Annotated in this window: 19 protein-coding genes; 14 read left to right on the forward strand and 5 right to left on the reverse strand. The window is 71.1% G+C overall.

Annotated elements, in window-relative coordinates; all coding sequences use genetic code 11:
* Positions 1–9: 9 nt before the first annotated feature.
* Complete coding sequence (mnmC, locus tag Q9R47_RS12135; protein WP_311233453.1) at positions 10–1917, reverse strand: FAD-dependent 5-carboxymethylaminomethyl-2-thiouridine(34) oxidoreductase MnmC; 1908 nt, start codon at positions 1915–1917, stop codon at positions 10–12.
* 204 nt (positions 1918–2121) lie between these two features.
* A complete protein-coding gene (locus tag Q9R47_RS12140; protein ID WP_092950976.1) occupies positions 2122–2394 on the reverse strand; it encodes an oxidative damage protection protein in 273 nt (90 codons plus the stop codon).
* A gap of 211 nt (positions 2395–2605) precedes the next feature.
* Between Q9R47_RS12140 and Q9R47_RS12145 the strand changes: the two genes are divergently transcribed.
* The 10 genes from Q9R47_RS12145 (at position 2606) to Q9R47_RS12190 (ending at position 10170) form a co-directional block, all read left to right on the forward strand.
* Positions 2606–3631, forward strand: a complete 1026-nt coding sequence (locus Q9R47_RS12145; RefSeq protein WP_311233454.1) for a sulfate ABC transporter substrate-binding protein — start codon at positions 2606–2608, stop codon at positions 3629–3631.
* 44 nt (positions 3632–3675) lie between these two features.
* Positions 3676–4263, forward strand: a complete 588-nt coding sequence (ssuE, locus tag Q9R47_RS12150; RefSeq protein WP_311233455.1) for an NADPH-dependent FMN reductase — start codon at positions 3676–3678, stop codon at positions 4261–4263.
* Between the two features lie 162 nt (positions 4264–4425).
* Complete coding sequence (locus Q9R47_RS12155) at positions 4426–5409, forward strand: sulfonate ABC transporter substrate-binding protein (RefSeq protein WP_311233456.1); 984 nt, start codon at positions 4426–4428, stop codon at positions 5407–5409.
* A gap of 29 nt (positions 5410–5438) precedes the next feature.
* On the forward strand, positions 5439–5579 hold the full coding sequence (locus Q9R47_RS12160; protein WP_311233457.1) for a hypothetical protein: 141 nt from the start codon (positions 5439–5441) through the stop codon (positions 5577–5579).
* A gap of 30 nt (positions 5580–5609) precedes the next feature.
* Positions 5610–6788 carry an FMNH2-dependent alkanesulfonate monooxygenase gene (gene ssuD, locus Q9R47_RS12165; RefSeq protein ID WP_311233458.1) on the forward strand — a complete coding sequence of 393 codons (1179 nt, stop codon included), beginning with the start codon at positions 5610–5612 and terminating at the stop codon, positions 6786–6788.
* Between the two features lie 25 nt (positions 6789–6813).
* Complete coding sequence (locus Q9R47_RS12170; RefSeq protein WP_311233459.1) at positions 6814–7188, forward strand: VOC family protein; 375 nt, start codon at positions 6814–6816, stop codon at positions 7186–7188.
* Positions 7185–8075 (forward strand): aliphatic sulfonate ABC transporter permease SsuC, encoded by an 891-nt coding sequence (ssuC, locus tag Q9R47_RS12175; RefSeq protein WP_311233460.1) that lies wholly within the window; start codon positions 7185–7187, stop codon positions 8073–8075. The genes Q9R47_RS12170 and ssuC overlap by 4 nt, the downstream gene beginning before the upstream one ends.
* 15 nt (positions 8076–8090) lie before the next feature.
* Positions 8091–8924, forward strand: a complete 834-nt coding sequence (locus Q9R47_RS12180; RefSeq protein ID WP_311233461.1) for an ATP-binding cassette domain-containing protein — start codon at positions 8091–8093, stop codon at positions 8922–8924.
* An 85-nt stretch (positions 8925–9009) separates the two neighbouring features.
* A complete protein-coding gene (locus Q9R47_RS12185) occupies positions 9010–9225 on the forward strand; it encodes a molybdopterin-binding protein (protein WP_011796117.1) in 216 nt (71 codons plus the stop codon).
* A gap of 15 nt (positions 9226–9240) precedes the next feature.
* A complete protein-coding gene (locus Q9R47_RS12190) occupies positions 9241–10170 on the forward strand; it encodes a CysB family HTH-type transcriptional regulator (protein ID WP_311233462.1) in 930 nt (309 codons plus the stop codon).
* A 32-nt stretch (positions 10171–10202) separates the two neighbouring features.
* Here Q9R47_RS12190 and Q9R47_RS12195 read toward each other — a convergent pair whose 3' ends face one another.
* The gene (locus Q9R47_RS12195) at positions 10203–10556 is read right to left on the reverse strand and encodes a c-type cytochrome (protein WP_311233463.1); all 354 of its coding nucleotides are present in this window, start codon (positions 10554–10556) and stop codon (positions 10203–10205) included.
* A gap of 244 nt (positions 10557–10800) precedes the next feature.
* On the opposite strand from Q9R47_RS12195, the gene Q9R47_RS12200 reads away from it, so the two are divergent.
* From Q9R47_RS12200 to alaS, 4 genes are all read left to right on the forward strand, one after another.
* Positions 10801–11805 carry a sulfurtransferase gene (locus Q9R47_RS12200; RefSeq protein ID WP_311233464.1) on the forward strand — a complete coding sequence of 335 codons (1005 nt, stop codon included), beginning with the start codon at positions 10801–10803 and terminating at the stop codon, positions 11803–11805.
* A gap of 143 nt (positions 11806–11948) precedes the next feature.
* Positions 11949–13205 carry a YeeE/YedE family protein gene (locus Q9R47_RS12205; RefSeq protein WP_311233465.1) on the forward strand — a complete coding sequence of 419 codons (1257 nt, stop codon included), beginning with the start codon at positions 11949–11951 and terminating at the stop codon, positions 13203–13205.
* 149 nt (positions 13206–13354) lie between these two features.
* A complete protein-coding gene (locus Q9R47_RS12210) occupies positions 13355–14500 on the forward strand; it encodes an ROK family protein (protein ID WP_311233466.1) in 1146 nt (381 codons plus the stop codon).
* A 150-nt stretch (positions 14501–14650) separates the two neighbouring features.
* Complete coding sequence (gene alaS / locus Q9R47_RS12215) at positions 14651–17281, forward strand: alanine--tRNA ligase (protein WP_311233467.1); 2631 nt, start codon at positions 14651–14653, stop codon at positions 17279–17281.
* A gap of 105 nt (positions 17282–17386) precedes the next feature.
* Here alaS and Q9R47_RS12220 read toward each other — a convergent pair whose 3' ends face one another.
* Positions 17387–18430, reverse strand: a complete 1044-nt coding sequence (locus Q9R47_RS12220; RefSeq protein ID WP_311233468.1) for a GGDEF domain-containing protein — start codon at positions 18428–18430, stop codon at positions 17387–17389.
* A 39-nt stretch (positions 18431–18469) separates the two neighbouring features.
* Entirely contained in the window at positions 18470–19219 is a 750-nt protein-coding gene (gene trmB, locus Q9R47_RS12225) for a tRNA (guanosine(46)-N7)-methyltransferase TrmB (protein WP_311233469.1), read from the reverse strand.
* Between the last annotated feature and the right edge of the window lie 4 nt (positions 19220–19223).

The raw sequence follows: 19223 nt of genomic DNA on the forward strand, positions 1-19223 counted from the left end.
GCTGGCGCTTCAGGCCCCCGGAAGCCGCTCGGCGGACAACGCCCTTGCCAGGCGCACCTCCACGGGCAGCGGCTCGCCCGTCATGCGGGCGGCCAGCAACTCCCCGCACAGCTGCGACAGCGTGAGACCGCGCGCGCCCATCGCCGCGCAGACCCAGAGCCCGGGCTGCGCAGCGGCATCCACCGGCCCCACGAACGGCAGCCGGTCGGGTGCGGTACAGCGCACGGCCGCCCAGTGGCCGGGCACGGCGCCCGGGCCGGCGATGGCGGGTGCGAGGCCCTGTGCCAGCGCCGGCAACAACTGCTGCAGCTTCGCGGCGTTGGTGGCATGGGCCTCGGCCTGTTCCTGCGGCGCAGGCGGCAACTCCGTCTGGCCGCGCTCGAAGGTCGAGCCCATCACCCAGATCGCTCCGCCCGCCGCGCCCGCGTGCGGAACGAGGTTGCCGTGGCCGTTGACGGGGAAGGGCGGCCAGGCGGCCTCCGGACCGTTCGCCCGCGTGCCCCAGCTCACCTGCCCGCGCAGGGGATGGATCGGGTAGCGGGCCGGCAGCCAGGGGCGGCTGCCGTAGCCGGCGGCCACCACCACATGGGGCGCTGCGGCGAGCAGCGTGCCGTCATTGCCGTACGCTTGCCAGCGCGTCGTGCCATCGGGGGCGGACACCGGCTCCAGCCGCGCCACGGCACTGCGGCCCTGCCACTGGATGGCAGGGTGCGCCAGCAGCGCGCGCACCAGCCGGGCGGGCCGCAGCCAGCCGCCGCGTGCGTGCCAGGTGCCGACGGTGGCATCGGGCAGGCCCGCGGCCTCCAGCGCCGCGGCATCGGCCGGCCGGCTCCATTCGGCGCCCGCCGTGGTGCCGCCGACCCAGGCGGCGGGCAGGCGGTTCTTGCCGTCCACCGCGTGCTCCAGCACGCCGCAGGCGCTCCAGTCCTCGCCCTCCGCCAGATCCGATGCCGCCAGGGCTTGCAGCGTGGCCCGCACGCCGCAGCGCGACAGGCGCGAGAGCAGGCTGTCGTCGGGCGACACGTGCGGCGCGAACACGCCCGCCGGCAGGCCCGAAGCGCCGGCCGCCGGTTCCGCGCCCTGGTCCAGCACCCGCACCTGCCAGCCGCGCCGCGCGAGGCTGGCCGCCACCGCGGCGCCCGACAGGCCGCCCCCGATCACCAGCGCGCGAGATGGCCCGCCCGCCACCTGCACGTCCGGCAGTTCCGGCTGCACCGGGCGCGGCTCCCAGGCCGGATCGAACACCGCCTGCAGGTTGCTGCGTTTGGGCGGCACGCCGGGCACCTTCCGCACCTGGAAGCCGCACTGCGCGAGCCCCTCGCGCACCGCGCCGGCCACGCTCCAGGTGGCCAGGCGCGTGCCGCGGCGGCAGCAGCGCGCGACCGCCTTGAGGGTGTGCACGTCCCAGAGTTCGGGGTTCGCCTGCGGGCTGAAGCCGTCGAGGTACACCGCGTCGGCCACGGGCTGCTGCTGGCGCAGCATGGCCTGCGCATCGCCGATGTAGAGCGTGAGCAGCACCTGGCCGCCCTCGAAGGCGAGCCGGTGCACGCCGGGCAGCAGGCCCCAGTACTGGGCGTGCAGGGCGCGGGCGAGCGGTTCCAGCTCGCCATGGCCTTGCAGGGAGCGCATCAGGTCGTCCGCGGAGACCGGGAACGCCTCGCACGAGACGAAATGCAGCAGGCGCGGCCGTGCAGGGTCGGCCCGCCACGCGGCCCAGGTGGTGAGGAAGTTCAGGCCGAAGCCGAAGCCGGTCTCCAGCACGCGCCACATCGCCTGGCCCGCCCATGCCTGCGGCAGCCCGCAGCCGTACAGGAAGACGTCGCGCGCCTGCGCGAGTCCGGTTTCGCTGTGGTAGCGGTCGCCGAAGCGCGGATTGAAGGGGGTGCCGTCGGGGAGCCAGTCGATGGGTTCGGACATGCGGCGATTGTCGGGGCGCCGGAGGGCGCGGCGGGTTGCGCCGCGTCAGCGACAGGGCGGGAGGGGCCGCCGGAACAGGGCCGGTCGATGCCCGGGCGGGGGGGCGGAGCGCAAAAAGGAAAGCCCGGCGGGGCCGGGCTTGCGGGGGGCGGGGGGGCGGCTTGCGCCGGAAGCGGCCCGGCACGGTGCCGGCCCGCCCTTGCGTCAGGCGCTGGGCGGTACGTAGCCCGCGGCGGCATCCGCGCCGCCGCCGAAGAAGTGCTGCTCCATCTGGCGTGCCAGGTACTGGCGGGCGCGCGCATCGGCGAGGTTCAGACGGTTCTCGTTCACGAGCATGGTCTGGTGCTTGAGCCAGCCGGCCCAGGCCTCCTTGCTCACGCTCTCGAAAATGCGCTTGCCCAGGTCGCCGGGGTAGGGAGGGAAGTCGAGGCCTTCGGCTTCCTTGCCGAGCTTGATGCACTGGACGGTACGTGCCATGGGGTGTTTCCTTGTTCTGACGGGATGGGAAATGGGGAGTCTCCGGGCGTTGCCGCAGGAGACAGGGTGAAGCGGTCCAGGTCCAAAGATGATTTGGAAATTTAAAACTGAAATTTCAGTAGTTTCAGTTTTGAGGGCGGGCTCACAGAATGCGCTGCATCGGTGCCGTGCTCTACCGCACCGTCCACGGATCTTCTCTGGAAAGCCCCTCATGAACCTTCGCCGCCACTTTATCAAGTTTCCCGCCGCCGCCGTCCTCGCGGGTTCCCTCGGCGCGCTGGCCCTGCCGGCCGTCGCCCAGCAGCCGGTGCAGCTGCTCAACGTGTCGTACGACCCGACGCGGGAGCTGTACGTGGACTACAACCAGGCATTCGCGAAGTACTGGAAAGGCAAGACGGGGCAGGACGTGCAGGTCAAGCAATCGCACGGCGGCTCCGGCAAGCAGGCGCGGTCGATCATCGACGGCATCGACGCCGACGTGGCCACGCTGGCGCTGGGCGGCGACATCGACGCGCTGGTGAAGAACGGCGGGCTGGTCAAGCCCGACTGGCAAAAGCGCCTGCCGCACAACTCGGCGCCCTACACCTCCACGATCGTATTCCTCGTGAAGAAGGGCAACCCCAAGGGCATCAAGGACTGGGACGACCTCGTCAAGCCCGGCGTGCAGGTGATCACGCCCAACCCCAAGACCTCCGGCGGCGCGCGCTGGAACTACCTGGCCGCCTGGGAATACGCCAAGCGCAAGTACGGCGGCGATGCGCAGGCCAGGGAGTTCGTCGGCAAGCTCTACAAGAACGTGCCGGTACTCGATACCGGTGCGCGCGGCTCCACCATCACCTTCGTGCAGCGCGGCGTGGGCGACGTGCTCCTCGCCTGGGAAAACGAAGCGTTCCTGGCGCTGAAGGAGTTCGGCGCCGAGAAGTTCCAGATCGTCGCCCCCTCGCTGTCCATCCTGGCCGAGCCCAGCGTGGCGGTGGTCGACAAGGTGGTGGACAAGAAGGGCACGCGCGCCGTGGCCGAGGAATACCTGAAATACCTCTATTCGGACGAGGGCCAGGACATCGCCGGCAAACACTTCTACCGCCCGACCGGCGAGAAGGCGAAGGCCAAGTACGAGGCGCAGTTCCCCCAGCTCACGCTGGTCACGATCGACCAGGCGTTCGGCGGCTGGGCGAAGGCCGACAAGGACCACTTCGCCGACGGCGCCAGCTTCGACCAGATCTACACGAAGAAGTGACCGCACCGGCCGCCCGATAACTACTCCAACGAAGGAAGCAGCCCATGTCCATCCTCCTGATCGCCGGAAGCCCCTCGGAGCGCTCGCGCTCGGCGGCCTTGCTGGATGCCGTGTCGCTGCGGCTCTCGGTGCGCGGCACGGCGGTGCACCGCCTGCACATCCGCGATCTCTCGCCGCAGGCGCTGCTGCTCGCCGATGCGGGCCACCGCTCCATCGCCCATGCGGTCGACCAGGTGGCCGAGGCCGATGCGCTGGTGGTGGCGACCCCGGTCTACAAGGCGGCCTACAGCGGCGTGCTCAAGGTGTTCCTGGACCTGCTGCCGCAGTCGGCGCTGCGGGGCAAGGCGGTGCTGCCGCTGGCCACGGGCGGCAGCCCGCACCACATGCTGGCGCTCGACTACGCCCTGCGGCCGGTGCTGCAGTCGCTCGGCGCCCGGCACATCCTGCCCGGCGTCTACGCCACCGATGCGCAGGTGGCACTGACGCCCGAAGGGGCCTATGCCATCGGCCCGGAGATTTCGCAGCGCCTCGACGAAGCGCTGGACCTGCTCGTGAACGACGCGTTGCGGCTGCCGGCCCATGCGGCGCGCTTCCCGCCCATCCCCTTCGACCAGGTGCGATGTAGCGTCTGACGGGGCAGGGGCCCGCACTGCTGGCGTGCCGCCGCCCCGCTTCCACCCTCCTTTTTTCCACGATTCGGTCCGTCCGTTTCCGCAGGGCAGGCGCATGCGCCCCCCGGCCGGGCGGAGCCCTGGCCGCCCGCATCCATTCATCGCATTTCTGGAGTCTCCGACATGGTCCCCTCGTCTCTTTCTTCCGCCGCCCATGCGTGGTCCCGCCGCCGCTGGCTGGCCGCTGGCGCAGGTGCCGCGGCGCTCGCCGCTTCCCCGGGCTGGGCGCAGTCCTCCGGCGCCGGCCGCACGCTGCGCGTGGGCCACCAGAAGGGCTGGCTGTCGCTGCTGAAGGCGCGCGGCACGCTGGAAAAACGGCTGGCGCCGCTGGGCGTGAAGGTGACCTGGACGGAGTTCAACGCCGGCCCGGTGCAACTAGAGGCGCTGAACGTCGGCTCCATCGATTTCGGCGACGTGGGCGAGGCCCCGCCGATCTTCGCCCAGGCCGCGGGTGCCCCGCTCGTGTACGCCGGAGCGACGGTCCCGCGCCCGCAACTGGAGGCGGTGGTGGTGCCCAAGGGGTCGGCCCTCCGCAGCGTCGCCGACCTGAAGGGCAAGCGCGTGGCCTACAACAAGGGCTCGAACGTGCATTACTTCCTGGCCAAATTGCTGGAGAAGAACGGCCTGCAGTACCGCGACGTGCAGTCGGTGTTCCTCGCGCCGCCCGATGCGCGGGCCGCGTTCGAGCGTGGCGCGGTGGATGCCTGGGTGATCTGGGACCCGTTCCTGGCCGCTGCCGAAAAGACCCTGGGCGCACGCATCCTGGCCGACGCCACGGGCGTGGTGAACAACCGCGCCTTCTATTTCACCTCGCGCGACTTCGCCACCCGCAACGCGGACGTGCTGCGCATCGCGATCGAGGAAGTGGACGGGGTCGACCAGTGGGTGTCGGGCCACAGGGCGGAAGCGGCCGCGGAACTCTCCCAGGTGCTGGGCCTGGACCGCGCCGTGACCGAGCTGTTCGTCGGCCGCGCGGGCTACGGCACGCGGGTCGTGAATCGCGAGATCCTGGCCGAGCAGCAGGCGATCGCCGACACCTTCTTCGATCTCAAGCTGATCCCGAAGAAGCTCAACGTGCTGCACGCCGCCCCGGTGGATCTCGCCTGACCGGCGGCCCGCTGCCCAGGAGCCACGCCATGCCCTTCGTCCCGTCCCCCTCGGTCCTCGCCCCCGGCGCCCGGCAGCTGCTGGCCGTGACGGCGCGCGCCTGGGGCCTGCGCCCCGCGGTGCGCGGGCCGCGGGCCACGCGCGCCCTGCGCTTCGCCATTTCCTACTGACCCTGCCGACTCTTTTCGAGAAAGCCCGCCATGCACGTTTTCTGGTTCATTCCCACCCACGGCGACAGCCGCTACCTCGGCACCTCCGAAGGTGCCCGCGCCGTCGATTACGACTACCTGCGCCAGATCGCCACCGCGGCCGACACGCTCGGCTACGAGGGCGTGCTGATCCCCACCGGCCGCTCCTGCGAAGACCCGTGGGTCGCCGCATCCGCGCTCGCGGCCGTCACCCGGCGCCTGAAGTTCCTCGTGGCGGTGCGGCCCGGGCTGCACCAGCCGGCCCTGGCCGCGCGCATGGCCGCGACCTTCGACCGGCTGTCGGGCGGGCGCCTGCTCATCAACCTGGTGACGGGCGGCGACCGCGTGGAGCTGGAGGGCGACGGCGTGTTCCTCGACCATGCGCAGCGCTATGCGCAGTCCGATGAGTTCATCCGCATCTGGCGCGAGATCCTGGCGCGCAGCCATGCGGGCGAGGCCTTCGATTACGACGGCGAGCACCTGTCCGTGAAGGGTGCGAAGCTGCTCTATCCTCCCGTGCAGACGCCGTACCCGCCGGTGTATTTCGGCGGATCGTCGGAGGCGGCGCACGACCTCGCGGCAGAGCATGTGGACGCCTACCTGACCTGGGGCGAGCCGCCGGCCGCCGTCGCGCAGAAGGTGGCCGACGTGCGCGCCCGGGCCGCCCGGCGGGGACGCACGGTGCGCTTCGGCATCCGGCTGCATGTGATCGTGCGCGAAACCGACGCGGCCGCCTGGGCCGCCGCCGAGGAACTCATCAGCCGCGTGAAGGACGAGACCGTGGCCCAGGCGCAGGCGGTGTTCGCGCGCATGGATTCCGAGGGGCAGCGCCGCATGGCCGCACTGCACGCCGGGGGCGCGAAGCGCAGCCGCGCCGACCTGGAGATCAGCCCCAACCTCTGGGCCGGCGTCGGCCTGGTGCGCGGCGGCGCCGGCACCGCGCTGGTCGGCGATCCGCAGACCGTGGCCGCGCGCATGCAGGAGTACGCGGACCTGGGCATCGATACCTTCGTGCTCTCCGGCTATCCGCACCTGGAAGAGGCCTACCGCTTCGCGGAGCTGGTGTTCCCGCTGCTGCCGCTGGACACCCGCGCGCGCATCGCCGGCGGGGGCGCTTCGTCGGGCCCGCTCACCGGCCCCTTCGGCGAGATCGTCGGCAACCAGTTCGTGCCGCGCGCCGCGCAGAGCTGAACCACCCCCGCAGGAGGAACACCGCATGGCCATCCATTCCATCAACCACGTGCAGTTGCCGTTCCCCGCGGGCGAAGAGGGCGCGATGCGCGCCTTCTACGCCGGGCTGCTCGGCCTTCCCGAAGTGGGGTACCCGGCGGAGGACGCCCTGCATTTCGCGGCCGGCCCCCAGCGCATCGCGCTGGTGCCCACCGCCCGCTGGCAGCCGGCGCCGGTGGCATCGCACCTGGCGTTCGAAGTCGACAACCTGCCCGAACTGCGGGGCCGCCTGCTGCAGGCCGAACTGCCGCTGGTGGAAAACCGCGCGCTGCCCGGCTACCTGCGCTTCTACGTGAAGGACCCGGCCGGCAACCAGCTCGAGTTCCTCGAACCCGACACGGAAGCGGGAGCCTTCGCATGACGAACCCCGCCGTGCCCTCCGCCGCATCGCCCACGGTGCGGGAACTGCAGGTGTCCGCCGCCACCGAAACGCCCGAAGCGCCCGGCGCGGGCCTGCCCGCCCCCGTGCGGCAATGGGCCGCCGCGGTGGGGCAGCGCCTGCTGCCCTGGCTCGTGCCGGTGGCGCTGATCGCGGCCTGGCAGGTGGCCTCGGCCCAGGGCTGGCTCTCCAGCCGGGTGCTGCCCGCGCCGTTCGACGTGCTCAAGGCGGCCTGGGCGCTCGCGGAATCGGGCGAACTCTGGACGCACGTCAAGGTGAGCGCCGGCCGTGCGCTGGCGGGGCTGGCGATCGGCGGCGGCCTGGGCCTGCTGCTGGGGCTGCTGACCGGCTCGCTGCGCTGGGCGGAAACGCTGCTGGATTCCACCGTACAGATGGTGCGCAACATTCCGGCGCTGGCGCTGATCCCGCTGGTGATCCTGTGGTTCGGCATCGACGAATCGGCCAAGGTGTTCCTGATCGCGGTGTCGGTGTTCTTCCCGATCTACCTCAACACCTTCCACGGCATCCGCAACGTCGATCCCGGACTGATCGAGATGGGCCGCACCTACGGGCTCTCGCGCCGGCAGCTCTACCGCGAGGTGATCCTGCCGGGCGCGATGTCCTCGATCCTCGTGGGCCTGCGTTTCTCGCTGGGGCTCATGTGGGTGATCCTGATCGTGGCGGAAACCATCTCCGCGCAGGCCGGCATCGGCTACCTCACGATGAACGCGCGCGAGTTCCTGCAGACCGACGTGGTGCTGGTGGGCATCCTGCTCTACGCGCTGCTCGGCAAGCTGGCCGACGTGTTCGCCCGCGGCCTGGAGCACTGGTGGCTGCGGTGGCACCCCGGCTACCAGGCCAAGGCATGAAGAAAGGACCTCGCCATGCCCCATGACACCCCATCTTCCAACGCGCACGGGCAGGCTGCCGGCGGCCTGCGCCTGCAGGCTCGGCGCCTGACCAAGCGCTACGGCGCGCGCGCCGTGCTGCGCGATGCGCAGATCGACATCGCGCCGGGCGAGTTCGTCGCCATCGTCGGCCGCAGCGGCTGCGGCAAGAGCACCCTGCTGCGCCTCGTGGCGGGGCTGGAGGCGCCCAGCTCCGGAGCGCTGGAAGTCGACGGCCATCCCGTCGCCGGTCTGCACGGCGACACGCGCATCATGTTCCAGGAGGCACGCCTGCTGCCCTGGCGCCGCGTACTGGACAACGTCACCCTGGGCCTGCCGGCCACCGAAGAGGAGCGCGGCCGCGAGGTGCTCGCCCAGGTGGGCCTGGCCGACCGCGCCGGCGAATGGCCCGCACGCCTCTCCGGTGGCCAGCGCCAGCGCGTGGCCCTGGCGCGCGCGCTGGTGCACCGGCCGCGCCTGCTGCTGCTGGACGAGCCGCTGGGCGCGCTGGATGCGCTCACGCGCATCGAGATGCACCGCCTCATCGAAGGCCTGTGGCAGCGCCACCGCTTCACCGCGCTGCTCGTGACCCACGACGTGCAGGAAGCCGTGGCCCTGGCCGACCGCGTGGTGCTCATCGAGGACGGCCGCATCGCCCTCGACGAGCGCATCCCACTGCCGCGGCCCCGATCGCATGGCGATGCGGCGTTCGCCGCCATCGAAAAACGCATCCTGGACCGCGTGCTGCAGAAGCCCGGGCAGCCCGAAGAGCCCGCCGGCGCGGGCGGCTGGCCCGGCGTGCCGGCGCACGGCCTGCGCTGGGCCGTCTGAGCGCTCCGCGCATCCGCACCAGGCCATCCGCACGTTCATCCATCCACCGTTCTCTTTTCTTTCACCACCACAGGAGCTACCCACCATGTCCATCCAGGCCATCAATGTGCGCAACCAGTTCAAGGGCAAAGTGCGCGAGATCATCCGCGGCGACGTCGTCTCGGAGGTCGATGTCGAGACGCCCTGGGGCATCGTCACCTCCGTCATCACCACCCGCTCGGTGGACGACCTGGGCCTGCAGGTCGGCTCGGACGTGGTGGCGCTGGTGAAATCGACCGAAGTGTCGATCGCCAAACTCTGAGGCGCGCGGCGGCGCATGAATTTCCAGCAACTGCGTTCCGTGCGCGAGGCCGTGCGCTCGGGTTTCAACCTCACCGACGTGGCCCGCACCCTCCACACCTCCCAGCCCGGCGTGAGCCGGCAGATCCGGGAGCTGGAGGAGGAACTGGGCCTGGAAATCTTCGTGCGCGCGGGCAAGCGGCTCACCGGGCTCACGCCACCGGGCACCACGCTGCTGCCGATCGTCGAGCGGCTGCTGCTGGAGGCCGCGAACCTGCAGCGCGCAGGCCAGGATTTCCGCGCCAGCGGGGAAGGGCGGCTGTCCATCGCCGCCACGCATTCGCAGGCCCGCTACGCACTGCCGCAGGTGGTGCGCGACTTCCGCGCGCTGTTTCCGCAGGTCACGCTGCACCTGCACCAGGGCTCGCCCCGGCAGGTGGCGGAGATGCTGCTCTCGGGCGAGGCCGACATCGGCGTGGCCACCGAAGCGCTCGCGGGCTACGGCGAGCTGGTCACCCTGCCGTGCTACCGCTGGTCCCACAGCATCGTGGTGCCGCCGGGGCATCCGCTGCTGGACCTTCCCGAGCCGCCCACGCTGCGGCAGCTGGCGCGCTTTCCCATCATCACCTACGAGCTGGGCTACACCGGCCGCGCGCACATCGACGAGGCCTTCGCGCGCGAAGGCCTGCAGGCCGACGTGGTGCTCACCGCCATGGACGCCGACGTGATCAAGACGTACGTCGAGCTGGACATGGGCGTGGGCATCGTCGCCTCGATCGCGCTGGATGCGGAGCGCGACCGCCATCTGCGCATGATCGACGCGCGGCATCTCTTCGAGGTCAACCTCACCCGGCTGGGCCTGCGGCGCGGCAGCTGGCTGCGCGGCTACGCCTACCGGTTCATCGAAACCTTCGTGCCCACCCTCACGCGCGAAGCGGTGGACGAGGCGCTGCGCAGCGAGCGCTGAACACAGGGGCCCGCCACCCCCGGTGCGCGGCGCTATCCCTTGTGGCGCTGCGCGAGGATCCACCGCGCCAGCGACCGCGCTTCCTCCTCGCCGATGCGCAGGTGCCGCGGCATCAGGGCCCGGCCCCATTCGCCCGCGCCACCGTTGCGGATGCGATCCGCCAGGTAGCTCTCGGCGTTCTTGTCGTCGCGGTAGCGCTCGGCGATCTGGGCGAAGCCGGGCCCCACGTAGGGGCGTTCCATCGCATGGCAGCGCATGCAGCCGTTGTCCCGCACCCCGCGGCCCTCGTCGGCCTGCGCCGGGGGATGGATGAGGACGGCTGCCAGACACCATGCCGCGGTCGCGGCGGCGCGGCGCAAGGGGTGGGGAAGCAAGCGTTGCGGCATGGTGATCGATCCGTCGGGTGCCGTCCTCGGGGCGGCCTGGCACCGAGTATGCCGCGGCACTGCGGGCGCGGGTGGCGTGCCCGGTGCTGCGTCCGCCTCCACGCTTGCTCGGTTTGCGCATGAGCAAGCGCGATCTTGTCGCTTACCACAGGCCCCACCGAACCCTAAAGTAGAGCTCAACCCGGCGCGACCTGTGCGCAGGGCCCACCCCGAGCCACCCACCGCACTGCCGAAAGGACGACAGATGACCCATGCCGCCCACCCCGCCAACGATCTCTCGGCTGCCGCGCCGGCGCAGCGCGGGCGCCTCCACACCGCCCGCAGGGGCCTGCGTGTCGCCGTCTGGGGCTGGCTGATCGCGGGCGGCAGCGCCGTGGCGTTCGCCGCCACCCCGATCCCCGATGGGCCGCTGGTGACCACCGACTGGCTGGCGCGGAACCTGGACAACGCCCAGGTGCGCATCGTAGAGGTCAGCGTGAACCCCGGCCTCTACGAGCGCGCGCACGTGCCGGGCGCCGTCAATTTCTCGTGGCACAACGACCTGAACGACAAGGTGCGGCGCGACATCGTCGGCAAGGAGGCGTTCGAGGCGCTGCTCTCGCGCTCCGGGGTCGGCCCCGAGACCACGGTGGTGCTCTACGGCGACACCAACAACTGGTTCGCGGCCTGGGGCGCCTGGGTGTTCGACATCTATGGCGTGAAGAACGTCAAGCTGCTCGACGGCGGCCGCAGGAAGTGGGAGGCGGAAAGCCGGCCGCTGAACAATCGGGTGCCGGAATACGCCGCCACCACCTACCGCGTCACGGCCCCGAATCCGCAGCTGCGCGCGCGTCTGGCCGATGCGCTGGCCGTGGCCGAAGGCCGCAGCGACGCGAAATTGGTGGACATCCGCTCGGCCGACGAATACTCCGGCAAGGTGTTCGCGCCGCCCGGCGTGCCGGAGCTCGCGCTGCGCGCCGGCCACGTGCCGGGCGCCGTGAACGTCCCCTGGGGCCAGGCCGTGCGCGAGGACGGCACATTCAAATCCGCCGACGAGCTGCGCAGGCTCTATGCCTCCGCGGGCGTGGACGGCAGCAAGCCGGTCATCACCTACTGCCGCATCGGCGAGCGCTCCAGCCACACCTGGTTCGCGCTGAGCAAGATCCTGGGCTACCAGGTCCGCAACTACGACGGCTCATGGACCGAATACGGCAATGCCGTGGGCGTGCCCATCATCAATCCGGCCGGCACGGTCTGGGCATCGAAATGATGCCCGTGCCGCCTCCAGGCGCCCCTTCCCCGGGCGGCTGACGGTTTGTCAGTAGGGGGTCTCCTTCACAGCCCGCCTCGTGCGGGCTTTTTTTGGGCTGAATGGCAAGGGCTGCCGCACCGCGGCGGAAAGGACGGACGCCAATGGCATCGACACCGATCGCATCTCCAGGCGCGGCCCCAGGCGCGGACCGGTCCCCGGGCGCGGCGCTTTCCGCGCTGGTGGCCGCGGTGCTGGCCGTGGGCATCGCGGCCACCGCGCACGCGCTGCAGCAGCATGCCGGCGGCGGGCGCACGCTCGCCTTCGCGCTGCTGGCCGGGGCGCTGCTGGGGCTGGTGCTGCAGCGCTCGCGGTTCTGCTTCTATTGCCATGCGCGCGACTGGATCGACGGCGGCGACCCGCGCGGGCTGCTCGCCATCCTGCTCGCCCTGGCCGTGGGATCGATGGGCACCACCGTGGTGCTCGGCAGCTGGGTGGCCGCGCCGGCGCCGGGCCTGCTGCCGCCGGACATGCACATCGGCCCCGTGAGCGTGGCGCTGGTGGCGGCCGGGCTGGCGTTCGGCACCGGCATGGTGGTGTCGGGCTCGTGCATCAGCGCGCACTGGTACCGGCTCGCCGAAGGGTCGGCCGTCGCGCCCTTCGCGCTGCTCGGCACCGCGCTCGGCTTCCTGCTCGGCTTCCGCACCTGGAACACCCTGTATTCCCAGGTGATCGCCGAAGCGCCGGTGGTCTGGCTGCCGGCGCACCTGGGCTACGGCGGAGCGCTCGCCCTGCAGCTGGCGGTGCTCGGCGGGGCGGCGGCGCTGCTGTGGCGCGGGTATGCGCGTCGCCAGGCCGGAGCGCCGGCCATTGCACCGGGCGGCCCCGCCGTGCGGCCCCTGGGCGCGGTGTGGCAGGGCCTCTGGACCGGCCGCTGGCCCTACTGGACGGGTGGCCTCGCCGTGGGCCTGATCGCCGCCTTCGTCATCGTGCGCATGCGGCCGCTCGGCGTCACCGCCACGCTGGGCGGCGCGGCCCGTGCGCTGGGCACGGAATGGGGATGGGTGCCGGTGCGCCTCGAAGGGCTCGACGGCCTGGGCGGCTGCGCGACCGCGCCCCAGGCGCAATGGCTCACTCCCAACGCCCTGCTCCTGGCGGGGCTGGTGGCGGGCGCGTTCGTCGCAGCACTGGCGAGCCGGCAATTCGCGCCCCGGTGGCCCACCGCGCGCGACGCCGTCCGCGGGCTGGGCGGTGGGGTGCTGCTGGGCTGGGGCGCCATGACCGGCCTGGGCTGCACCGTCGGCACGCTGCTGTCCGGCAGCATCGCGGGGGCGTTGTCGGGCTGGGTCTTCGGCGTGTCCGTGCTCGTCGCGGTGGGGCTGGGCGGGCGTGCGCAGGTGGCTCTGCGGGCGAGGGGATGACGGGGTAGGGGCATGAGGGCCCGGTTTGGCGGCATTGGCTGACGCAACGCCCGCCACGGCCGAGGCACCATCCGGCAAGGACATGCGCCGCGTGCCCGTGCGTCCGGCCGCCGGCCGGCGCTCTCCCGCTCCACCCACCGACACCATCCATGGCATCGAAAGAAAAGGAAGAATCCCCCGTATCCGCCGCCGCGACGGAGCGTGAGGAGAAAGCCCGGCTCGCGCTGTGCGCGGCCGGCCCCCACGGCGAGATGGAGCTGGCATCCGTCACCATCGACGACTACAGCCTCGAGCTGCGCGACGGCGACGGCTTCGCGGGCGACAACGCCAGCCGCACCGCCTTCCGCCACATGCTGGACGCCTGGCGTACGGTCTATGCCGACATGGCCGGCAAGGACCCGCTCGGCGACAAGCCCACGCGCGAGATCAGCAAGCAGCGCCTGGACGAGATGCTGCAGAAGGACGGCACGGCGGCACGGACGATCGAGGCCGCTTCCGAGGACTATGCGCAGCAGTTCGCGCACGTGGTCCTGCGCTTCCTGCAGCACAAGACCTGGAAGGGCGTGGAGCGCGTGATCGTGGGCGGCGGCTTCCACCAGAGCGAGGTGGGCGAGCGTGCCATCGCCCGCGCGTCGGACCTCGTCGCGGAGGAACTGAAGCGCAAGAAGAAGGACCCTATCGAGCTGCGCCTGCTGCACCACCATGCCGACGAGGGCGGCCTGATCGGCTGGGTGCACCTGGCACCGCCCGCGCTGCTGCAGAGCTACGACGCGATCCTGGCGGTGGACATCGGCGGCACCAACGTCCGCTGCGGCATCGTGCAGACGCACCTGCACTCCGCGCCCGACATGTCGAAGGCCGAGGTGCTGCGCCGCGAGAAGTGGGGCCATGCCGACGACTCCCCGCGGCGCGACGAACTCGTGGACGGCATCGCCGGCATCCTGGAAGACCTGGTCGAGTACGCCCGCAAGAAGGAACTCAGCCTCGCACCCTTCGTCGGCGTGGCCTGCCCGGGCCTCGTCTGCGAGGACGGCTCGCTCGCGGGCGGCACGCAGAACCTGCCCGGCAACTGGGAGAGCATCCGCTTCCACCTGCCGCGCGACCTGTGCGAGCGCCTGCCGACCATCAACGGCGGCCGCATCCAGGTCTGCCTGCACAACGACGCCGTGGTGCAGGGGCTCTCCGAACTGCCCTTCACGCAGGACGTGGAGCGCTGGGCCGTGCTCACCGTGGGAACCGGCCTGGGCAACGCGAGCTACACCAACCGCGCCCCGCAAAAGCGCTCCCGGCGGTGAGCGGCCCCGCGCGGGGCAGGGCCGGCCCCGCGGCGTGGCGAACGGCGGGCCCGGCTCGATAGAATCGGGGGTTACGCTTCACAAACCATCCCCGCGGCTGCTTTCACCGCAGCGCGCTCCACGCACTCGAGGCTCGCAGCCCTTTCGCCCATGACGAAACCGACCCCGCCGTCGTCCGTTGCCGACATCCGCAAGAGTTTTCTGGACTTCTTCGCCTCCAAGGGCCACACCGTGGTGCCGTCCAGCCCGCTGGTGCCGGGCAACGACCCCACGCTGATGTTCACCAACTCCGGCATGGTGCAGTTCAAGGACGTGTTCCTGGGCACCGACAAGCGCCCCTACGTGCGCGCCACGTCCGTGCAGGCCTGCCTGCGCGCCGGCGGCAAGCACAACGATCTGGAGAACGTGGGCTACACCGCCCGCCACCACACCTTCTTCGAGATGCTGGGCAACTGGTCCTTCGGCGACTACTTCAAGCGCGAATCGCTGAAGTGGGCCTGGGAACTGCTCACCGAGGTCTATGGCCTGCCGAAGGAGCGCCTGCTCGCCACCGTCTATGCCGAGGACGACGAGGCCTACGACATCTGGACGAAGGAGATCGGCCTGCCGCCCGAGCGCGTGATCCGCATCGGCGACAACAAGGGCGGCCGCTACAAGTCCGACAACTTCTGGATGATGGCCGACACCGGCCCCTGCGGCCCGTGCTCCGAGATCTTCTACGACCACGGCCCGCACATCGCCGGCGGCCCCCCGGGCAGCCCCGATGAGGACGGCGACCGCTTCATCGAGATCTGGAACAACGTGTTCATGCAGTTCGACATGGCCGAGGACGGCTCCGTGTCGCCGCTGCCCGCGCCCTGCGTGGACACCGGCATGGGCCTGGAGCGCCTCGCGGCCATCCTGCAGCACGTGCACAGCAACTACGAGATCGACCTGTTCGCCGCGCTCATCCAGGCGGCCGGGCGCGAGACCGGCACCGCCGACCTCGCCAACCCGTCGCTCAAGGTGATCGCCGACCACATCCGCGCCACCGCGTTCCTCGTGAGCGACGGCGTGATCCCGAGCAACGAAGGCCGCGGCTACGTGCAGCGCCGCATCGTGCGCCGCGCCATCCGCCACGGCTACAAGCTCGGCCGCAAGACGCCGTTCTTCCACAAGCTCGTGAAGGATCTCGTGGTGCAGATGGGCGACGCCTATCCGAAGCTGCGCGAGCAGGAGCAGCGCATCACCGAAGTGCTCAAGGCCGAGGAAGAACGCTTCTTCGAGACGCTGGCCAACGGCATGGACATCCTGGACGCGGCCCTGGGCGGCGGCGCGAAGGTGCTGCCCGGCGACGTGGCCTTCAAGCTGCACGACACCTACGGCTTCCCGCTCGATTTGACCAACGACGTCTGCCGCGAGCGCGGCGTGACGGTGGACGAGGACGGCTTCAAGGCCGCGATGGACCGGCAGAAGGCCCAGGCCCGCGCCGCCGGCAAGTTCAAGATGGACAAGGCGCTCGAGTACGCCGGCGAAGCCAACCGCTTCAGCGGCTACGAGGCGCTGAGCGAGAGCGCGAAGGTCGTGGCGATCTACGTGGACGGCACCAGTGCGCAGATGCTGGAGGCCGGCCAGTCGGGCGTCGTGGTGCTCGACGGCACCCCGTTCTACGCCGAGAGCGGCGGCCAGGTGGGCGACCAGGGCGTGATCCATGCGGGCGCCACGCGCTTCGCGGTGGACGACACTTTGAAGATCCGCGCCGACGTCTACGGCCACCACGGCCGCCTGGAGGCCGGCACGCTGCGCGTGGGCGATGCGGTGCAGGCCGACGTCGACACCGCGCTGCGCGCGGCCACCATGCGCAACCACTCGGTCACGCACATCATGCACAAGGCCCTGCGCGAAGTGCTGGGCGGCCACGTGCAGCAGAAGGGCTCGCTGGTGAACGCCGAGCGCACGCGCTTCGACTTCGCGCACAACGCTCCCGTGACCGATGCGCAGATCCGCGAGATCGAGCGCCGCGTGAACGAGGAGATCCTCGCCAACACGCCGACCGGGGCGCGCGTGATGGACATCGAATCCGCCCAGAAGACCGGCGCGATGATGCTGTTCGGCGAGAAGTACGGCGAGACCGTGCGCGTGCTCGACATCGGCACCAGCCGCGAGCTGTGCGGCGGCACGCACGTCGCCCGCACCGGCGACATCGGCCTCTTCAAGGTGGTGGGCGAGAGCGGCGTGGCCGCGGGCGTGCGCCGCATCGAGGCGGTGACGGGCGCCGGCGCGCTGGCCTACCTGCAGCAGCTGGAAGACACGGTGGCCAGGGCGGCGGGCGCGCTGCGCGCTCCGGCCTCGGAACTCGCCGGCCGCATCGGCCAGGCGCTCGACCAGGTCAAGGCGCTGGAGCGCGAAGTGGCGGCGCTCAAGGGCAAGCTGGCATCCAGCCAGGGCGACGAGCTGGTTGGGCAGGCCGTGGACGTCAAGGGCCTGAAGGTGCTGGCGGCCACGCTGCCCGGCGCGGACGCCAAGACCCTGCGCGACACCATGGACAAGCTCAAGGACAAGCTCAAGAGCGCGGCCATCGTGCTCGCGGCCGTGGACGGTGCCAAGGTGCAGATCGCGGCCGGCGTCACGCCCGACGTGATGGCGAAGGTGAAGGCCGGCGAGCTGGTGAACTTCGTTGCCCAGCAGGTGGGCGGCAAGGGCGGCGGCAAGCCCGACATGGCGATGGCCGGCGGCACGGATGCCGCGGCGCTGCCCGCGGCGCTGGCCTCGGTGGCCGGCTGGGTGGGCGAACGCGCCTGAGGGGATGGACGCGGGCCGGCTGGCCTGCCTCCCGGCAAAAAGGCCCGCTGTCGCGGGCCTTTTTGCATGGCGCCCGCCCGGCGGCGAGGCGGGGCGCCGGCGCGCTCAGAACAGCTCGACGTCGTCGTGCGCGACCTTGACGTGCAGGTGGCCCGCGTTCACCAGGTCGTCGTAGTAGCACACGCGGTTGCGGCCGTGCTCCTTGGCATAGTAGAGCGCCTGGTCGGCCTGGCCGAGGATTTCCACCGGCGCGCCGCGTTCGGTGCTGGCGAACCCGAGGCTCACCGTGACCTGCCCGACCTGCGGGAAGCGGTACTCCTGCACCGCGTCGCGGAAGCGGTTGAAGGCCTTGTGGGCCGTGGCGAGCGTGGTCGAGCGCAGCAGCACCACGAACTCCTCGCCACCGAAGCGGAAGATGCGGTCGTGGCTGCGGAAGGAGCTGCGCAGGATGTTGGCGATCAGGATCAGCACCTCGTCGCCGTAGAGATGACCGAAGCGGTCGTTGACCTGCTTGAAATGGTCGATGTCCACCACCGCCAGCCAGTGGCGCAGCGGTTCGTCGCGCTCCTGGGAGCCGTCCGCCTCCACGGTGGGCGCCGCCGCCGCCGCGGCGCTGGAGATGCCGCCGCGGCGCGCGAACTGCTCGTCGAAGGTCTTGCGGTTGAACAGGCCCGTGAGCGCGTCGCGCTCGCTGTAGTCCAGCAGGCTCTGGTAGTTCTGGTAGACCAGGAAAACGCTCTGGATCACGTCGAGCTTGTGGGCCGAGAACGGCCGCGACTGCGTGACCTCGATGCAGGCATGCACCTGGTCGTGCAGCCAGACCGGCATCCAGAGCATGTGCTCGCCGCGCCGCACCGTCTGCAGCGCATGCGGCTGCCGCTGGCCGATGCACTCGTGCAGGGCGGGGTAGGCCGACAGCGGCACCCGGCGGGGGTCGGCGGGTGCCTCGCAGTCGCTCGTCACCATCTGGCCTTTGTCGTGCCAGGTGCGCGGCCTCACGTAGGCCTCGTTGTGCGACTGGAACACCTCCAGCGCGCGCACGCTCTTGATGGCGGGCAGCTTCTGCAACGTGGACAGCACCGACACCTCCAGCCGCAGGTGATCGCGGTGGCCGGTCATTTCGACCAGATTGTCGAGGATGGGCTTCATGAAAGGAGTGCGGTGCGTTGCAGAGGGCGAAGCGACGGGTCAGGACGTTCGCCGGAACAGGATATCCCACACGCCGTGCCCCAGCCGCAGGCCGCGGTTCTCGAACTTGGTGCGGGGCCGGTAATCGGGCTGTGGCGCGTAGCCTTGCGCGGTGTTCGCCAGCAGCGGCTCGGCCGAGAGCACCTCGAGGATCTGCTCCGCATAGGGCTGCCAGTCGGTGGCGCAGTGCAGGTAGCCCCCGGGCCGCAGCCGCCGTGCGAGCTTGGCGACCAGGGGCGGCTGGATCAGCCGGCGCTTGTGGTGGCGCTTCTTGTGCCAGGGATCGGGGAAGAAGATGTGCACGCCGTCCAGCGACCCCTCGGGCAGCATGTGGTCGATCACCTCGACGGCATCGTGCTGCAGGATGCGGATGTTCGACAACCCCTGCTCGCCGATGCGCTTGAGCAGGGCGCCCACGCCCGGCTCGTGGACTTCGCAGCACAGGAAGTTGTCCTCGGGGCGCACGCCGGCGATGTGCGCCGTCGCGTCGCCCATGCCGAAGCCGATCTCAAGGATCAGCGGAGCCTCGCGCCCGAAGGCGGCCGTGGCGTCGAGCGGCGCGGCGGCGTAGTCGAGCACGAACTGGCCGCCGAAGGCCTCCAGCGCCTTGGCCTGGCCGGTGGTGGTGCGTCCGGCGCGCCGGACGTAGCTCTTGATGGCCTTGGGATAGGGAACGTCCGCGGGCGGGCCGCCGTGGACGGGCGGTGCGGGAAGGGTGTCGGGGCCGTTGTCGGCCGATGGAGAAGGCATTGCG

Source organism: Acidovorax sp. PRC11 (assembly GCF_031844105.1).
GTDB lineage: Bacteria > Pseudomonadota > Gammaproteobacteria > Burkholderiales > Burkholderiaceae_C > Paracidovorax.